Below are 17,128 nucleotides of genomic sequence, written 5' to 3' on the forward strand. Positions count from 1 at the left end.
GATATAAAGCATATTGTGATTATTACTCCCGCCGCCGGTCGGCGTGATTTGATCTCTGGGGCTGGGCGACAATAGTTAAGCGAGGCAGGATCACACCGAGGTGGAGATGAACGGCAAATGGATATGGCTGTGCTGGTCGCTGTGGTTGGCCCCGGGGTGGGCCGTCGAAACCTTGCAGGTGGTGACCGAGGATTATGCACCTTACAACTATCTGGAGGAGGCCGAGATCAAGGGGCTGGGTACAGAGGTGGTGGAGGCCATGCTGGAGGAGGCGGGGTTTGAGTACAATCTGGATATCTACCCCTGGGCGAGAGCTATTTCACTGGCTCGCAGTCGGCCCAATGTGCTTATTTACAGCATCAGTCGCTTCCCCGAGCGTGAGGCGCAATTTCAGTGGATAGGGGTGATCGCCAAGATCAACTTTCATGTGTTTGCCCTGGCCAAGCGTGACGACATCAAGCCATTCAGCGAGCTGTCGCAGGCGCGAACCTGGTCCATCGGCACTGTGCGCAATGATGCGCTGGAGCAGTACCTGATGGGGCGCAACTTTTCCAACCTGCAGCGCAACAACAATAACGAGGCCAATATGTTGAAGCTGTTGATGGGGCGGATAGACCTCTGGCCCGTGTCGCAGGAGTCGGCAAATTACTATGTGCGTCAGGCGGGCTACGATCCCAGCACCCTCAAGATAGTGCACGACATCGAGGACTTTACCGGAGGAGAACTCTATGTGGCAGCGAGCCTGGAGACGGCGCCGGAGGTCATCAAACGGCTGCAGGAGGCGCTGGCCACCATCAGGCAGAATGGCATCTATGACGGTATCGTGAAACGTTACCGTTGACCCAATAGGGGATCGAAGGAGCAAAAAGAAGGGGCCGACCATGTGTCGGCCCCTTGTCATCAGTGGGCGAGGAACTCGTACTGGTTCTCGATGAAGGTGGCGGCGCGCTCGCTCAGGGCGGCGTGCACGACAGTGGTCGGGTGGACCTGATCCCAGAACATCTTGCCCTCACAGTTGAGGGGGCTGGCGCTGCGGCGGGCCATAGGACTGGCAACGGCCTGTGCCAGCAGCGGGTTGCCGGCGATGGCGAGGCGTTCCTGCGGACTGAAGGCGGAGAGCTGGCGATCGGTGCTGACGCTGCGGGTGGCAAACGGCTTCCACACATAGCCGCCGTCGTAGCAGGGGTTCTCGACGTCGCTCAGGCCGAAGTTCTGCGGATCACGCAGCATCTCGGCAAATTGCTTGTCGATCTCGAACAGCTTTACCATGCCGGTGGGGGCCAGCTGGCGTGCCAGGTTCAGCAGCAGCTGGTTGTGATAGGCAGAGACATGGCTGACCGCCTCGACCACTTTCTGACTGCGGGCCGAGGGGTTCTGGCCCAGATCCGGCAGGTTGAACAGCAGTATCTGCTTGGCACCGTTCAGTACCATGCGGTTGGCCGCATCGCTGATGGCATCGCGAACCCGTTTGGCATCCTGCTCCGTATTCCAGCCATAGGCCAGATAGTCATTGGCACCGACCCAGAGGATCACCAGATCGTCCGGCTTGAAGCTGTCTTTCTGCAGGAACTGGGTGACCTCGTAGTCCAGGTTGTTGATGACCTGATACTTGGGATTCCAGGAGATCTTGTTGTAAGCCACGGCAGTGGCACCGCCTTCCGCTTCGTTGGCGATGGTCAGACCCGGGAACTGCTTGGTCAGCTGCTCCAGCCAGACGGGTCCGTTGGAGAAGCGGCCCTCATAGTAGGGCGGGCTGGAGGGGAGGTAACCGCGCATCTTGCTGTACATCTTGCCGGTATCGGAGAGGCTGTCGCCAAACATCACGATCCGGGAGAAGGCGGGGCGACTGTCGGCGGCCTGAACTGTTAGCGCGATTAGTCCCAATAAACACACGAACCATTTTTTCATCTTGTCGTTCTCGTTGATGTGAAGCAGGTGGTGCCTGCAGGCTTTTCCTCGATAGGCAAACGGGCTGGGAAGCTGTTTTGCCATTTTGCAGCGTAACCAGCCGAATTAAATTTCTCAGCAGGCAGTGCTGATTAAATCGATTACGGTCACATCCCCTTCACCCAGATGGGGAGGCTTCACGTTTGTTTCACGCCCCGGCTTGCACACTGCTCCCGTACCCAATGACAGGAGCATGAAATGAACAAGGCAAGCGTAATCGGTCTGTTGACCCTGATGTCCATCTCTTCTTTCGCCATGGCGGCCTATACGGGCCCGCAGGATCAGAACAAGGTGTCCGTCGCTCAGTTGAAGGATCTGGCCGATGACAGCTGGGCCACCCTGGAGGGTAACCTGGTCAAACACCTGGGCGGCGAGAACTATATGTTCCGCGATCCCAGTGGCGAAGTGGAAGTGGAAGTGGATCAGGATGTGTGGCGTGGCACCGAAGTGGGCCCGGACGATCTGATCCGTATCCGTGGTGAAGTGGACCACAGCTGGAACAAGACCGAAGTGGAAGTGGAGAGCCTGGAGAAGGTAGGCGCCACACCGCAGAGCAAGGGCGGGTTTATCGCCAAGTAAGGCACAACCGCAGCACAGGTCATATGTAAAAAGGGCGCCTCTTTGGAGGCGCCCTTCTGTTTTGGCCGCTAGCCGGTGCGAGCCAGCGAGCGCTTGAACCCCTTTTCGGCCTGATTGACCTTGTAGAGGTAGCGGCGCGCTTCCGCCTTGGGATGCTGCTCTGTCAGGATCTGGTAGACCACTTCTGGCGAGAGCTGGTTGATCTTGCCGGGCGCTGCCTTGCGATCGCTGGAGAAGGTATTCAGCACCCCGCCTGCGCCACCGTTGTAGGCCGATATGACCGCATAGCGACGGGAGAGCGGGTCCTGGATATCCGCCAGATAGACGGTCTGCAACAGATGCAGGTAGGCGGTTCCCACGTCTATGTTGTAGGCCGGATTGAACAGATCATCCCGGGTTGGCTGGCCATTCTTGCCCTTGACCCTTACATAGACATCCCGTCCTGCGGTGGCCGGGATCACCTGCATCAGGCCGTAGGCATTGGCGTGGCTGACCGCATAGGGGTTGAAACTGCTCTCTGTCTTGATCACCGCATAGATCAGGCTCTCTGCCACCCCGTACTTGCGGGACGCTTGACGAATGATGCTGGCGTACTTGTAACCCCGCTTGTCTTCATGGTTGGCCACCATGGGAATATCGACGAAGAAGATGGTACGGATCCCCAGAGTGCGTTTTTTCATCGCCGTACTGAGCAGGTAGTCGGCGTAACGCTCGGCGCGCCAGTCGAAGCGGATCGGCTGCCCCTGGTTGTCCAGCACCTGACCATAGAGGAAGGGCTCGCCACCGGGCAGGATTTCCCGGTCGGAGTACAGATCCACCTCAGCCGGATCGTCCGGGGTCAGCAGTGTCTCTATGATGGCGCGGCGCAGGTGAGCCTGGGGGTCGAGTCCGGAGACCGTCTCCACCATGATGTGGCCGCTGGAGAAATTGATGTGGGCACGGCTCTTGTACTGATCCGTGTATTTGACGTAGTCAAACTTGCCCGCAAACAGCGCCTCACGCCCCCATATCTCGTTCACGTTATGGGAGAGCGCGCTGATCATGTGTTCGAAACCGCGAATGTCCTTGCCGTTGACCAGGGCGTCATCCTCGCTCCCGCTGGGCTTGGGGGAAGATGAGCAGGCAGAGAGAAACAGCAGGGTGCAAAGCAGCCAAAAAATTCGGCCCATAGGATCCTCAAACAGGGCGGCGAAGCCGCCCGTCATTCATTGGCTGTGAGCTAAGAGATGCATAGCCTTCGCTGGCTCACAGGTACAACTCATTGGCTGGGAGGGGTATAACCATCGATGGCCACTTCGCCCGCTTCAAACAGGTAGCTCACCATCTCTTTTTCCAGCAGCTGACGATGCTCCAGGTTCATCATGTTCAGCTTCTTCTCGTTGATCAGCATCACCTGTTTCTTCTGCCATTCGGTCCAGGCTTCCTTGCTGATGTTGTCAAAAATCCGCTTGCCGAGTTCACCGGGGTAGAGTTGGAAATCCAGGCCCGGGCCCTCTTTTTTCAGGCGTTGGCAAAATACAGTACGGCTCATGTTGACCTCTATGGTTGTAAGTCCGGGTAGGCAAGCAGGCGGGCCGTGGCGGCTGCCAGTCCCACTTCTGCAGGATGGCGTAAGTTATACCAGAGTCGGTTATCCGCTTCCATGAGCTGGGGGGCCGGTGGTGCATCCATTTCAATCAGAAAAGGCTGAATATCGAGATGGAAGTGGCTGAATGTATGCCGAAATCCGCTCAGCTCCCGATAATCATGGCCGCTCAGCCCGAGCCGCTGCAAGAGTCCGTCGATTTCGGCTGGTGACTCCACCTGCGGGAAGCAGTAGAGCCCGCCCCAGATCCCCTGCGGCGGCCGCTTCTCCAGTAGCAGCTCGTCGCCGTGACGAATGAGCAGCATGATGCCGGTGCGGGCCGGAATGCTCTTCTTCGGTTTTGAGTTGGGGTAGGCGGTGGGCTTGCCTTGCGACAAGCCTTGGCAATCGGTCTGCACCGGGCAGCGGTCACAGGCGGGCTTGCTGCGGGTGCAGACGGTGGCGCCCATGTCCATCATGGCCTGGTTGTAGTGGGCCACGCCGAGTTTGGGGGTGAGGCGGATAGCGAGCTCCCACAGATCGTTCTCCACCTGTTTCTGACCGGGCCAGCCCGGCAGCGCCAGCCAGCGGGTGAGTACCCGCTTCACGTTGCCATCCAGAATGGCGTGGGGCTGCCCAAGCGACAGGGAGAGCACGGCACCCGCGGTGGAGCGGCCAATGCCGGGCAGGGCCATCACCTCTTCCAGCCGCTCCGGAAACAGGCCGCCATGCAGATCACGGATCTGCTGTGCCGCCTTGTGCAGGTTGCGGGCGCGGGCGTAATAGCCGAGCCCGGTCCAGTGGTGCAGCACCTCGTCGATGGGGGCGTCGGCCAGGGCCTGCACGTCAGGAAAGCGGGCCATGAAGCGCTGGTAATAGGGGATCACGGTGGCGACCTGGGTCTGCTGCAGCATGATCTCGGAGACCCAGACCCGATAGGGGGTCTTGTCTTGCTGCCAGGGCAGTGTCTTGCGGCCATGGACCTGATACCAGTCGAGGATCCGGGTGGCGAAGGTCGTGTTGTCTGAGTTGTTCACATTATGCTCATGTTATTGATTAAAAAGGGGAGCTCTCGGGCTCCCTCTTGAAATTGACATCAGGTCAGCGGGGCTGCCCCGGTTTTTGGATAACGATTGGATCAGCCGCGCCAATCCTGCAGTGCCTTGAGGCTGGCGTTCTGACCCGCCACCTGCAATATGATGTAGTCCTGTGCTATGGCGATCAGGGTCACCCCGGAGGCGACCTCGCTCCCCTCGCGAAACTCACGTCCGTTCAGCATCACGGCCCGTTTGGCCGGATTGGAAGAGAAGACGTGGGAGCCGTAGGAGAGGGCGGGGATCCGTTGCTTCAGCTCCAGCGGCAGGGCGCTGATCGGCATGGCCTGCGCCTCGGGTTGGGCCTGCGGTACAGCCTCTTCCATCAGCGGCGTGTTGTTGAGGGCATTCATGATGCGCTCGGCCAGCCCCTGACTGCTGTTGGCAGCCGGCGTTTTGTTCTCGGGCACCGCTCTGGGACGGACCACGGGTTCAGGCAGCGGCGGGGGCAGCGGGCGTGTGATCATGGGCCTGGGCTCGATGCGCACGAAGGGGGGGGTGACCACCTCTTTCACTTCGATTGTCTTCTCGATGGGGCGGTTGTTGAGCAGGTGCCAGCCATAGTTGGCGCCAGCGCCCATCAGCAACGCAAGCGGGGCCAGCAGCCACCAGATCCAGCGCCGGTTCTGTTCCTCTTCCTGGGTGACGGGCAACCCCATCGCCGGAATATGCGAGGTGAACTGGGGCTGATCGGCCCGGCGCAGCGCCTTGAGCAGGGTAGACATCAGGAAGCCTCCTCGGACAGTGTGACCATGGACTCGTCGTCCATGGCATCCAGTTTGGCCGGCGTGCCGGTGCGCTTGGACTCATCTTCCAGTCTGGGCATGGGTTCACCGGCCATCACGTTGAGGCGCAGCAGGGTATTGCTGCCGGCGATGCCGTCCGGATTGAGCCCTTGCTCGCGCTGGAACTGCTGCAACTTGCTCTTGAGCTCGGTATCGAAGCGCCGCACCTTGCGATCCGGTTGCTGCAGGGCGCGGCTGAGAGCATTGTCCAGCCACTGTACCTGGGTCGCGCCGGCATTGTTGCCGATCAGGGCAACGCCACCCTTGGGCATGCGCCACAGCAGGGTATAGCTGCCGCCCCAGAAATCGGACAGCCATTGCCTGTCTACCTGCCAGCTCTGGTTGCCGATGAGCAGGTTGGCTTTGTCCGGCCCCAGGCTCACCAGAGTCGCGTAGTAGATGCCGCCGGTTTCGTCGGTCAGGCTGATGAGGGCCGGGTGTTGCAGGGCCTGCAGCTCCGCCAGCGAGGCGTCGCCCTCCTGGCAGCGCAAGCCGGCGCGCGGTGCGTTGTCGCAGGTCGCCTCCTCCAGCTCGGTCTGGTAGCCCCACACCTTGTAGAGATTCTGCATGGCGCTATCCGGCTCCAGTGCCTGATTGATGGCGCGGGTCAGCTGCTCCTGCTGCTCAGGGGTGTCGTCTACCTTGACCGGCACCTCTACCTTGATCACGGGGCGCTCGGGGAAGAAGCCGAAGAACTGCCAGCCCCACCAGCCGGTGGCGACCAGCAAGGCCCCCGCCAGAGCGACCATGAGGCCGGACTGCCAGGTGCCCTCGTCGCGAATGCCGCTCACCTCATAGGCCGCCAGGCTGATGTCGCCGTGAACTATCTTGTGGCTGCCACGGGCGAAGGCGGCGATCAGGGCGCGATCGCAGATAAGGTTGATGAGGCGGGGAATGCCGCCGGAGAGGCGGTGCAGGGTCTGAGTCGCCTTGGGAGTAAAGATGGGCTGAACACAGCCTGCGACCTGCAGCCGGAAGCGCACGTAGGCATCCACGTCCTGATGCGAAAGGGGCAACAGGTGGTAACGGGCCGTGATGCGCTGGGCCAGTTGGCGCAGCAGGGGCTGGCGCAGCATCTGTTGCAGCTCGGGCTGGCCGATGAGCACCACTTGCAGCAGCTTCTTCTCGTCGGTTTCCAGATTGGTGAGCAGGCGCAGTTGCTCCAGCACACCGGGCAGCAGATGCTGGGCTTCATCCACCAGCACAACACTGCGCTTGCCTGCCGCCAGATTGACCAGCAGGTGATCGCGAATGAGATCGAACAGCAGCTTGAGGCCGGCGTCCTTGTCGTACGGCAGCTGGAACTCGTCGCAGATGGCCGCCAGCAGGTCGCGCTCGGTCAGGGATGGATTGAGGATGTAGGCGATCTCGGTCTCGGCCGGCAACTGCTGCAACAGGCAGCGGGAGACGGTGGTTTTACCGGTTCCCACTTCCCCGGTCAGCAACACGAAGCCGCCGCCATCCTGCAACCCGTAGTTGAGATGGGCCAAGGCTTCCCCGTGACGTTCACTCATATAGAGATATTTGGGGTTGGGCGAGATGGAGAACGGGGGCTCCGACAGACCGAAGAACTGTGTGTACATAAGGATCCATTCCATTGTTATGGGCGGCAGGTTAAAGCCTCCCCACTGGGATGTCAAAGACCCGGATGCCATAAGGGGGGCTGGCGCCTGCCTTGCTCCACTTCGGCGTTTTGAGCGGGGCCAAGGGATCGAAAGTGCCGCCATTGTGTGGGCCGGGAGTGTAGTTTGCAGTACGGCAGGGTTATCGCCGGCGAGGCGGGGAGCAGGCATAGTCTCTGTTGGCTAAACCGGTATAATCGGGGCAGGTTTATCAAGGGAGACGCAGATTGCAGACTTATCTGGTTGGGGGCGCAGTGCGGGATCGCCTGTTGGGATTGCCGCAAGGGGATCGAGATCACCTGGTGGTGGGGGCGACCGTGGAGCAGATGCTGGCGCTGGGGTTCAGTCAGGTTGGCCGGGATTTCCCCGTGTTTCTCCATCCCAAGACCCAGCAGGAGTACGCGCTGGCCCGCACCGAGCGCAAGCAGGGCCGCGGTTACACCGGGTTTGTCTGCCACGCATCCCCCGAAGTGACGCTGGAGCAGGATCTGCTGCGCCGGGATCTCACCATCAATGCCATCGCCGAGGATGAAGAGGGCCGGCTGCACGACCCCTACGGCGGTATCCAGGATCTGGAACAGCGTATGCTGCGTCACGTCTCCCCGGCCTTTGCCGAGGATCCTCTGCGCATCCTGCGGGTTGCCCGCTTCGCCGCACGCTTCCACGCCCAGGGCTTCGTGGTGGCCCCCGAGACGCTGGCGCTGATGCGCGAGATGACCGACGCAGGTGAGCTGGCTCACCTGACCCCGGAGCGGGTCTGGAAGGAGCTGGAGAAGGTGCTGCTGGGGCAGACCCCTCAGGTCTTCTTCGAGGTGCTGCGTGAATGTGGCGCCCTCAAGGCGCTGTTCCCCGAGCTGGACGCCCTGTTCGGTGTGCCGGCGCCCGCCAAGTGGCATCCGGAGATCGACACCGGCATCCACACTCTCATGGTGCTGGGGCAGGCGTGTCGTCTTTCCCCCGAGCTGGCGGTGCGCTTCGCCGCCCTGTGCCACGACTTTGGCAAGGGACTGACTCCGCCTGCCTTCTGGCCGAGCCACCACGGTCACGGCCAGAAGGGACTGCCGCTGATCCGCGACTTTTGCGAGCGCTTTCGGGTGCCGAACGACTGCCGCGATCTGGCGCTGCTGGTGAGCGATCTGCACACCCATATCCACATCGCCTTCGAACTCAAGCCCGCGACCCTGCTCAAGGTGTTCGACAAGGCGGATGCCTGGCGCAGACCCGAGCGTTTCGCCCAGCTGCTGGATGCCTGCCGTGCCGACTTCCACGGCCGTACTGGCTTCGAGGATCGGGTCTATGCCGAGCCCGACTATGTGGCTCAGGCGCTCGGCGCGGCCCAGGCCGTGCCCGTGAAGGAGATAGTGGCAGCCGGTTTCAAGGGGGAGGCCATTCGCGAGCAGCTCGCCAAGCGCCGGCTCGATGCCATCAGTCGGGTGCGCGACGAGTGGACTTTTATCGACGAGGAGTAGCTTCTTCTGCTGCCAGATATAAAAAAGCCCGGGTCAGTGACCCGGGCTTTTTGCTGCCGCTTGCGTCAAGAGAAGCAAGCTTGCAAGACGTAGAAAATGGCGATGGCCAGGATGGCTCCTGCGGGCAGGGTAATGATCCAGGAGACCACTATGTTGCGCAGCACACCCAGATTCAGTGCCGCAATACCGCGCGCCAGACCGACACCCATGACGGCACCGACCAGAGTCTGGGTGGTGGAGATGGGCAGACCGGTACCGGAGGCAATCACCACGGTCGCGGCAGTTGCCAGCTGGGCGGCGAAACCACGGCTCGGGGTCAGGTGAGTAATACCGGTACCGACCGTTGCCATTACCTTGCCGCCCATGGTCGCCAGACCGATGACGATACCTATGCCGCCAAGGGGCAGGATCCACCAGGCAATGGAGGACTGACCGGCGATCTCGCCACCTGATGCCACTATGGAGGCGACAGCCGAGAGCGGACCGATGGCGTTGGCCACGTCGTTGGAGCCGTGAGCAAAGGCCATGGCACAGGCAGTGATGACCATCAGGATGCCAAATACCTTCTCCACGTTGGCGAAGTGCATCTTGCTGTCATCTTGCGGGTTGTACTTCTGGCCGCGAATGTAGAGCCAGCCGGCAAACGCCACGGCGATGGAGATGGCGACGGATAGCATGATCCCTTCGCCGTCGGTGAGGTGCAGACCGACGTGGGTCAGCCCCTTCTTGATGGTGACCAGACAGATCACCAGCGCTGTCAGGAACATGTAGAAGGGCACGTAACGCTTGGCGTTGGCCAGAGGATCATCTGTGTTGAAGATGAGCTTCTGCACGCTGATGAACATGAAGTAGGCGATGATGCCGGAGATGGCCGGAGTGATAATCCAGGAGCCGACGATGCCGCCGAACTTGCTCCATTGCACCGCTTCCGGACCAATGCTCACCATCGCAAAACCGACGATGGCGCCAATGATGGAGTGGGTGGTCGAGACAGGCCAGCCAAAGTAGGAGGCCAGGATCAACCAGGAGCCCGCCGCCAGCAGAGAGGCGATCATGCCGAGCACCAGCAGATCCGGTGTATCGGCAAAGGCATTGGTATCTATGATGCCATTGCGGATGGTGGCGGTCACTTCACCGCCCGCCAGATACGCACCGGCAAACTCGAAGATCATGGCGATGATGATTGCCTGACGGATAGTCAGGGACTTGGTGCCGACCGATGTGCCCATGGCGTTGGCCACGTCATTTGCGCCTATACCCCAGGCCATCAAAAAGCCGAACAAGGCCGCCACGAGCACCAGAGTAGTGCCGTAATTCGCGATAATGTCCATTAATAGTGTTTACCCAGTCAGTCGATTACGAACGAGCCAGCATCAGTTCCAGACGGGCGCCAACGCGCTCGGCCTGGTCTGCCAGGTCACCTACCCATTCGAGGATCTTGTAGAGGAACATAACGTCGATCGGATTGTACTTCTGCTCAACGGCTTGCAGCTGTTGGCGCAGCCCGATCTGCATGGTGTCAGTATCGTCCTCGATAAGATCCAGCTGGTGGATCATCTCGGCAACCATTTCAACTTCTCGTCCTTTGAAGCCGGTTTCGAGCAGCTCATCGAGTTCTCCGATGGCTTTTTCGGCTTGGGCGGTCGCATCGATACAACGTTTGAGATAGGCCATGAAATCGGCGCGCATCTCGGCAGGGAATTCCATTTTACGACCAAGCATGCGACCGGAGATATCCTTGGCACGGTTGGCAATCTTGTCTTGCTGAGTCAGCAGCTCCAGCAGGTCGGTACGGGCGACCGGCAGGAAGAGACCACGAGGCAGTTTCAGACGAATTTCACGTTTGAGGATGTCCGCCTCTTTTTCCAGCTGGGCGATATGTTCCCGAATCTTCTCGGCATCTTCCCAACGGTCTTCGGCCACGGCATCAAAGAAGGGGATGAGCTGCTCGCAGCACACGTGAACCTTGACGATATGCTTCTGTAACGGCTTGATGGGGGACTTGGCAAAAAGCCCCAAAATAGTATTTACTGGCATGGTCAAACCTGTGTCGGTGAAAAAACACTCGATACGATGTTATGAGGCGCGCAGGATAACCGAACTGCGCCATCAATAAAACCGTGAATTAATCCTGATGTATCGCAGGCATTATATCCTCGCGTTCAGTATCATGCCCCCCCAAGTTGCCTGCCAGCCCGGAATGACTATGCAAACTGAGATCGAGATAAAGTTTTTTGTCTCACAAGACATTCAACAATCATTATCCAACCTGCTGAATTCTATTGAAATTATATCCAATTCCCAGGTGGAGCTTGGCAATGTCTATTTTGATACGCCGACCCTGGATTTACGTCGGCTCGAAATGGGATTACGCATTCGTCGCAGTGATGATTTTGCCGAGCAGACGATTAAATGCCGGGGTCAGGTGGTGGGGGGATTGCACGCCAGGCCTGAATATAATGCCCCTGTGCATGGGGATGTTCCGCGGCTATCTGCCTTTCCGGACGAGATCTTCCCGAGTCTGGCTGTCCGCGACGAGATTCAGGGCAAGCTGGTTGCCCAGTTCCGTACCGATTTCCTGCGTCGTCACTGGCTGATTGCCTTCGAGGGAGCCGAGATCGAGCTGGCCTGGGATCAGGGCGAGATCGTCGGCTCGCTGGGAAAAACGGCCATCAACGAACTGGAACTTGAGCTTAAATCCGGCGATGCCAGCGCCCTGTTCGCGCTGGCAGAACGGCTGACCGTGCTGGGTGGTGTCAGGCTGGGCGCGCAATCCAAGGCGCAGCGCGGCTATCGGTTGGCAGGGCTCGGCAAGCCGCTGGCGTTGCAATCCTTGCCTGTGGTCAATGGGGTCGATGCCGCTATGCGCATCACCTCGGGCCTGCAGCATTGGCAACATCATGAGCAGTACTGGCTGGAACAGGCGGACCCCGAGCAGCGACGCCTGGCGCTGCAAGAGATCCGGCAAGGTATTGCGCTTGTCATCGAGGCAGCCGATACGCTGGTGGCACCGGCCTGGCTGGCGGCGCTGACCGACTTATCGACTCATCTGGCCTTGCTGGCGCAAGACGTGGCCGAACCTGAGTGGCAGACGGCACTGTCTGCTCTCTTCCATCGGGCTGACTATGTGCGGCTGCAACTGGCCATCGCCGCCTGGTTGCACGCTACTGCATGATGCTTGTGCCCGGCGGGCGTGACGGGTAGTGACGAAAAAGGTGAGCCCGGGCTCACCTTTTTCATGGTCGACACTCTCATCACAGGCGAAGGCTTCAGACTTGGGTGTAGACCAGTCCTGTGCTGCGAACCATGTCTTCCCCCTGGCAGAGTTGCGCCAGCCCGCCGGTGTCACAGGGCTGGCCGTTGTGCTCGATACAGAACTCGAATCGGGTCTGGGACTTGATGGGGGTATGGTCCGGATTGGCGGTAGTCGCCTGCCACTGCCACTGTTGCAGCGTCTCTATGGCGACCTCGCTGAACTGTTCGTCACTGCGAGCCAGTACGTGGATCTGCTCGGCTTGACCCGCTTCATTGATCACATACTCGAGTGAGGTGCATCCCATCTTTTCGGCCAGAATGGCCTCCTTGGGATAGCGTGACTCCACTCTGGTCAGGGGGGTCCACTGGGCATTCACATCCGTGATGTTGCTCAGGGGGAGTGAGGTGAGGTGCACGCTCTGGGTCTGGTGACTGCAACCGGTCAATACGCACAGGGCGCCCAGTAAAAGAGTGGCTTTCATGTTCGCTTCCCTTCGTTCGCTTTATTGTTCCTGGCGGGGGCCGCCCGCCGCTCGGCAGGGTTATTAATAAAATATTCAGCTACGAATGAAAACCCTTTGTGGGCGGCAGGCCATAAAAAACCGCCTTTCGGCGGTCTTTTCATCTTTTTCTTACTCAATAGTATCCAATGTCATCCGGGCTCGGTCTGGTCTTGAAGCGGCGATGTAGCCACATGTACTGCTCGGGGGCCTTGCGTACTGCGGCCTCTATCTCTTTGTTGGCACGGGTGGCATCGACCACGTCATCGCCGCTGGGGTAGTCCGCCAGAGGGGCGCCTATGTGCAAGACATAGCCCTCTTTTGTGCGAATGTTGTAGCAGGGCAGGGTAACTGTGTTTTTCACCCGGGCCAGGGTGGCGGTCCCTGTGATGGTGGCCGCCTGCTCAACGGCGAAGTAGGGGACGAACACGCTGGCGTGGGAGCCGTAGTCGTGATCCGGGGCATACCAGAGGGCATCGCCGTTGCGCAGCGCCTTGATCATTCCCTTCACGTCCATGCGGTCCACCAGATATTTGTTGGAGGCGCAGCGACCGTGGTACTGGGCATATTCCAGGACAGGATTGGTGTTGGGGCGGTAGACGCCAACCCCCGGCCTGACCAGGCCGAAGCAGCGGGCGTTGAGCTCCAGCGTCAGAAAATGGCAGGAGAGCAGCAGCATGCCCTGACCCTTTTCCATGGCGGCGATGACGTGCTCTTCCCCTTCTACCTTCATCAGATTGCGCATGCGCCAGTCGGGCCAGAACCAGGCCATACCCACTTCGAAGATGGCGCAGCCAACGCTTTCGAAATTCTGCCTGAGCAGCTTCTCCCGCTCATCCTTGGTCAATTCCGGCATGGCCAGTTCAAGGTTGCGGCGGGCAATTTTGACGCGGGATTTCAACAATACGCGGGCCAGGGTGCCCAGTTGACGGCCCAACCACATCTGGCTGCGCCAGGGCAACAATACCAGCAGCCAAAGCAGGCTGAGGCCGATCCAGCTCCCCCAATAACGGGGATGGAACAGATGGGGTTCGAGGCGAGGGGCGTGTTCGTGGGCCATGAAAAATCTCTTGTTCGCAATCGCCATGATCTGGAGAGTCCAGCCAAAAAGGGGAGGCGATAAAGGCTCGTGGATATCCTGATTGGATAGTTTTACTGGCAATCGGGGGATTCTAGCCGAAAAGCGGGGTCGGGTGCGAATGGCCTCTCGCCTGGTCAGAGCTGACATGGCTGGTCTATGTCTGCTCACTGTGTCGGCTCACGGTAGCGAAGCAGGGCCGCGTGCTTTTTTCACACCCCGTAAAAGAGTGTGATAAAATCGGCGGCTGATTTTTCAGGTTTTGAGAGTCGATACAGATGAAAATCACCCTGCCCGAGTTTGCAAAAGCCCGCGTTCTGGTCGTTGGCGATGTCATGTTGGACCGCTATTGGCATGGCCCCACCGGCCGGATATCGCCCGAGGCACCGGTGCCCGTGGTCAAGGTTGAGCACATTGAGGAGCGCCCGGGTGGCGCCGCCAACGTGGCTCTCAACTCCGCCGCTCTGGGCGCCCACGCCGTTCTGCTTGGCCTGACCGGTCAGGATGAAGCGGCCGATGCCCTTGCTGGCCAGATGGCTGGCGTCAAGGTCGCCTGTGATTTCGTTCGTCTGGCCGACTATCCGACCATCACCAAGCTGCGGGTGCTCTCCCGCAACCAGCAACTGCTGCGCCTCGACTTCGAAGAGGCTTTCCACGATGTCGATTCCACTCTGCTGATGAACAAGGTGGAGCAGGCGTTGCCCAGCAGCGACGTGATGATCCTCTCCGATTATGGCAAGGGTGCCCTCAACGACGTACCCGGCATGATCCAGCGTGCCCGCGCTGCCGGTATTCCTGTGCTGGTCGATCCCAAGGGGACCGAGTTTGAGAAATATCGCGGCGCCACCCTGCTGACCCCCAACATGTCCGAGTTCGAGGCCGTGGTGGGCAAGGTGAAGGGTGAAGAGGATCTGGTCGCCAAGGGACTGGCGCTGGTCAAGCGTTTCGAGCTGGAAGCCCTGCTGGTCACCCGCTCCGAAAACGGCATGACCCTGATCCGCGAAGGCCAGCCCGAGCTGCACCTGCCAGCCCAGGCCCACGAGGTCTACGACGTGACCGGTGCCGGTGATACCGTCATTTCCACCCTGGCCACCTCGCTGGCCGCCGGCATGAGCCTGGACGAGGCCTGTGCCTTGGCCAACACCGCCGCCGGTATCGTGGTCGGCAAGCTGGGTACCTCCACCGTCAGCCCGGTGGAGCTTGCCAATGCGCTCTACACCGAGCAGGAGACCGGCTTTGGCGTCATGTCCGAGGCTCAGCTCAAGATTGCCGTGCAGGCTGCTCGCCTGCGTGGCGAGAAGGTGGTGATGACCAACGGCTGCTTCGACATACTGCACGCCGGTCACGTCTCCTACCTCGCCAATGCCGGCAAGTTGGGAGATCGCCTGATAGTGGCGGTCAATACCGATGACTCCGTCCGTCGCCTGAAAGGGCCGGGTCGCCCGGTCAATTCGACCGACCGTCGCATGGCCGTGCTGGCCGCGTTGGGGGCCGTGGATTGGGTGGTGCCCTTCGCTGAGGATACGCCCCAGCGGCTGATCGCCGAAGTGCTGCCCGACCTGCTGGTCAAGGGGGGTGACTACAAGCCGAAGGATATCGCCGGTTATGATGAAGTGACCGCCAACGGCGGTGAAGTACGCGTGCTCAACTTCGAAGATGGCTGCTCCACCAGCGACATCATCAAGACTATCCGCGAACGCGGCTGAGTCAAAACCCGGCCCAGGCCGGGTTTTTTATGTCTGGCCCGCACCGGAGTATGGAAGTCTCGCGGCGTTCACCAGTCTGCGGCAAGAGAAGCGGCCGGTGCGGACAATAGAAAGCGGATAACAAAAAGGCGACCCTGGGGTCGCCTTTTTACTGGATGCGAGTCGGGATCAGGACTTGTTCTTGACCTGAGCGGCAGGTATCAGTCCCTGGTTTACTTCCTCCAGATCTTTCTGCTCCAGCGTGCCGGCGGCCTGCTTGAGGGAGAGGATGCTGAGAATGTAGTTGTAACGGGCTTCGGAGAGTTTCTGCTTGGCCTGGTACAGCTTGCGGGTAGAGTCCAGCACGTCGACTATGGTGCGGGTACCGACTTCATAGCCCGCTTCGGTGGCCTTGAGGGCGCTGTCGGCGGAGATGACGGACTGGCCGTAGGCACGTACCGAACCTATGCTGGCGTTCACGTTGTTATACGAGGAGCGCACCGTGCTCTGCACAGAGCGGAAGCTGCGCTCCAGCTGCTCGCTGGCCGCCACGTAATTGAACTGGGACTGCTTGACCTGGGAGGTGGTCGCGCCACCCGTGTAGAGCGGCAACTTGAAGTTCAGGCCTATGTTGCCCTGATTGCTGTTGCTCTCGGGGTTGCGGATCTCGTCCTTGTAGTCGTTGTAGCTGGTAGAGAGGCCGGCACCCAGATCCAGCGTCGGCTCGTGACCGGTCTTGGCCAGATCGATCTGCTCCTTGGCGATATCCTTGCCGATGCGGGCGCTGTGCAGTTGCAGGTTCTTGTCCAGTGCCAGCTCCAGCCATTTGTCGGAGTTGAACGGCGTCTTCTGCGGGCTGAAACGCTCAGTATTGAGTACGTCCAGCTGACGGTGGTCGATGCCGGTCAGCTCGCGCAGACTCTCGTAGCTGTTGTCCAGTGTGTTCTCGGCATTGATCTCGTCCGCCAGTGCCTGATCGCGCTCGGCCTCGGCCTCATGCACGTCCGTGATGGCGGTCAGGCCCACTTCGAAACGCTGCTGGGTCTGTTCCAGCTGACGTTCTACGGCGGCCTTGTTGGCGCGGACGAATTCCAGTGTGTCCATTGCCTTGAGCACGTTGAAATAGGCCTGGGCGGTGCGCAGCATCAGATTCTGGATTTCGAGGTTGTAGGCCACATCGGACTGGGTGGCGCTCTTCTCGGTCAGGTCCAGGTTGACCCAGTTGCTGCGACGATAGATAGATTGATCCAGCGAGAGGGAGCCAGTAGCGTTGCTGTTGGTCTGGGTATCACCCTTGTTTTGCAGGTAGTTCAGGCCGGCTCCCAGATTGATTTGCGGCAGCAGGGCTGCGCGGGATTCATTGATCTTCTCGAAGGCTTGGTCACGCTTGGCCTTGGATTCCTGCAGTTGGGTGTCCTTGATCTGGGCTTGTTGGTAAATGTCGAGCAGGTTCTCGGCGTGGGCGCCGGCGCTGACGCCCAGCAACACCATGGCTGACAAGAGTGTTCTTTTCATAGATCGTTTTAACCTTATGTATTAACCCAAAGCTG

At 59.9% G+C, this 17,128-nt stretch carries 16 protein-coding genes; 5 read left to right on the forward strand and 11 right to left on the reverse strand.

Features of this window, described 5'->3' with window-relative positions; translation table 11 throughout:
• Positions 1–106 precede the first annotated feature (106 nt).
• On the forward strand, positions 107–841 hold the full coding sequence (locus GWQ29_RS04020) for a transporter substrate-binding domain-containing protein (protein WP_212540919.1): 735 nt from the start codon (positions 107–109) through the stop codon (positions 839–841).
• Positions 842–900: 59 nt separating this feature from the next.
• On the opposite strand, the gene GWQ29_RS04025 is transcribed toward GWQ29_RS04020, so the two are convergent.
• Positions 901–1,908 (reverse strand): SGNH/GDSL hydrolase family protein, encoded by a 1,008-nt coding sequence (locus GWQ29_RS04025; protein ID WP_275918798.1) that lies wholly within the window; start codon positions 1,906–1,908, stop codon positions 901–903.
• 237 nt (positions 1,909–2,145) lie between these two features.
• On the opposite strand from GWQ29_RS04025, the gene GWQ29_RS04030 reads away from it, so the two are divergent.
• Positions 2,146–2,526 (forward strand): NirD/YgiW/YdeI family stress tolerance protein, encoded by a 381-nt coding sequence (locus GWQ29_RS04030; RefSeq protein ID WP_275918799.1) that lies wholly within the window; start codon positions 2,146–2,148, stop codon positions 2,524–2,526.
• A 68-nt stretch (positions 2,527–2,594) separates the two neighbouring features.
• Here GWQ29_RS04030 and mltC read toward each other — a convergent pair whose 3' ends face one another.
• The 5 genes from mltC to GWQ29_RS04055 form a co-directional block, all read right to left on the reverse strand.
• Entirely contained in the window at positions 2,595–3,695 is a 1,101-nt protein-coding gene (mltC, locus tag GWQ29_RS04035) for a membrane-bound lytic murein transglycosylase MltC (RefSeq protein WP_275918800.1), read from the reverse strand.
• 89 nt (positions 3,696–3,784) lie between these two features.
• On the reverse strand, positions 3,785–4,057 hold the full coding sequence (locus tag GWQ29_RS04040; protein ID WP_005313967.1) for an oxidative damage protection protein: 273 nt from the start codon (positions 4,055–4,057) through the stop codon (positions 3,785–3,787).
• Between the two features lie 8 nt (positions 4,058–4,065).
• Entirely contained in the window at positions 4,066–5,127 is a 1,062-nt protein-coding gene (gene mutY, locus GWQ29_RS04045; RefSeq protein WP_275918801.1) for an A/G-specific adenine glycosylase, read from the reverse strand.
• Positions 5,128–5,228: 101 nt separating this feature from the next.
• Positions 5,229–5,909, reverse strand: coding sequence for a GspB family T2SS assembly factor variant ExeB (gene exeB / locus GWQ29_RS04050; RefSeq protein ID WP_021140562.1), 681 nt, complete (start codon positions 5,907–5,909; stop codon positions 5,229–5,231).
• The gene (locus GWQ29_RS04055; RefSeq protein WP_275907912.1) at positions 5,909–7,552 is read right to left on the reverse strand and encodes an ExeA family protein; all 1,644 of its coding nucleotides are present in this window, start codon (positions 7,550–7,552) and stop codon (positions 5,909–5,911) included. Before GWQ29_RS04055 ends, exeB begins: the two co-directional genes overlap by 1 nt.
• A gap of 266 nt (positions 7,553–7,818) precedes the next feature.
• Between GWQ29_RS04055 and GWQ29_RS04060 the strand changes: the two genes are divergently transcribed.
• The gene (locus GWQ29_RS04060; protein ID WP_275918802.1) at positions 7,819–9,060 is read left to right on the forward strand and encodes a multifunctional CCA addition/repair protein; all 1,242 of its coding nucleotides are present in this window, start codon (positions 7,819–7,821) and stop codon (positions 9,058–9,060) included.
• 65 nt (positions 9,061–9,125) lie between these two features.
• Here the strand turns inward: GWQ29_RS04060 and GWQ29_RS04065 are convergent, their stop codons facing one another.
• Positions 9,126–10,391, reverse strand: coding sequence for an inorganic phosphate transporter (locus tag GWQ29_RS04065; RefSeq protein WP_021140559.1), 1,266 nt, complete (start codon positions 10,389–10,391; stop codon positions 9,126–9,128).
• A gap of 25 nt (positions 10,392–10,416) precedes the next feature.
• Positions 10,417–11,097, reverse strand: coding sequence for a TIGR00153 family protein (locus GWQ29_RS04070; RefSeq protein ID WP_021140558.1), 681 nt, complete (start codon positions 11,095–11,097; stop codon positions 10,417–10,419).
• Between the two features lie 169 nt (positions 11,098–11,266).
• Here GWQ29_RS04070 and GWQ29_RS04075 point away from each other — a divergent pair, with 169 nt between their 5' ends.
• Positions 11,267–12,235, forward strand: a complete 969-nt coding sequence (locus GWQ29_RS04075) for a CYTH domain-containing protein (RefSeq protein WP_275918803.1) — start codon at positions 11,267–11,269, stop codon at positions 12,233–12,235.
• A 94-nt stretch (positions 12,236–12,329) separates the two neighbouring features.
• On the opposite strand, the gene GWQ29_RS04080 is transcribed toward GWQ29_RS04075, so the two are convergent.
• Together GWQ29_RS04080 and lpxL are read right to left on the reverse strand one after the other, a co-directional pair.
• The gene (locus GWQ29_RS04080) at positions 12,330–12,797 is read right to left on the reverse strand and encodes an energy transducer TonB (protein WP_275918804.1); all 468 of its coding nucleotides are present in this window, start codon (positions 12,795–12,797) and stop codon (positions 12,330–12,332) included.
• 154 nt (positions 12,798–12,951) lie between these two features.
• Positions 12,952–13,875 carry an LpxL/LpxP family Kdo(2)-lipid IV(A) lauroyl/palmitoleoyl acyltransferase gene (gene lpxL, locus GWQ29_RS04085; protein WP_169046854.1) on the reverse strand — a complete coding sequence of 308 codons (924 nt, stop codon included), beginning with the start codon at positions 13,873–13,875 and terminating at the stop codon, positions 12,952–12,954.
• A 296-nt stretch (positions 13,876–14,171) separates the two neighbouring features.
• On the opposite strand from lpxL, the gene hldE reads away from it, so the two are divergent.
• Positions 14,172–15,599: a bifunctional D-glycero-beta-D-manno-heptose-7-phosphate kinase/D-glycero-beta-D-manno-heptose 1-phosphate adenylyltransferase HldE gene (gene hldE / locus GWQ29_RS04090; RefSeq protein ID WP_059169799.1), complete on the forward strand. Its 1,428-nt coding sequence runs from the start codon at positions 14,172–14,174 to the stop codon at positions 15,597–15,599.
• A gap of 168 nt (positions 15,600–15,767) precedes the next feature.
• On the opposite strand, the gene tolC is transcribed toward hldE, so the two are convergent.
• Positions 15,768–17,093, reverse strand: coding sequence for an outer membrane channel protein TolC (gene tolC / locus GWQ29_RS04095; protein ID WP_125597039.1), 1,326 nt, complete (start codon positions 17,091–17,093; stop codon positions 15,768–15,770).
• Positions 17,094–17,128 lie beyond the last annotated feature (35 nt).

Origin of the sequence: Aeromonas sp. 2HA2 (genome assembly GCF_029237345.1) — a bacterium.
In the GTDB taxonomy this organism is placed as follows: Bacteria; Pseudomonadota; Gammaproteobacteria; order Enterobacterales; family Aeromonadaceae; genus Aeromonas; species Aeromonas salmonicida.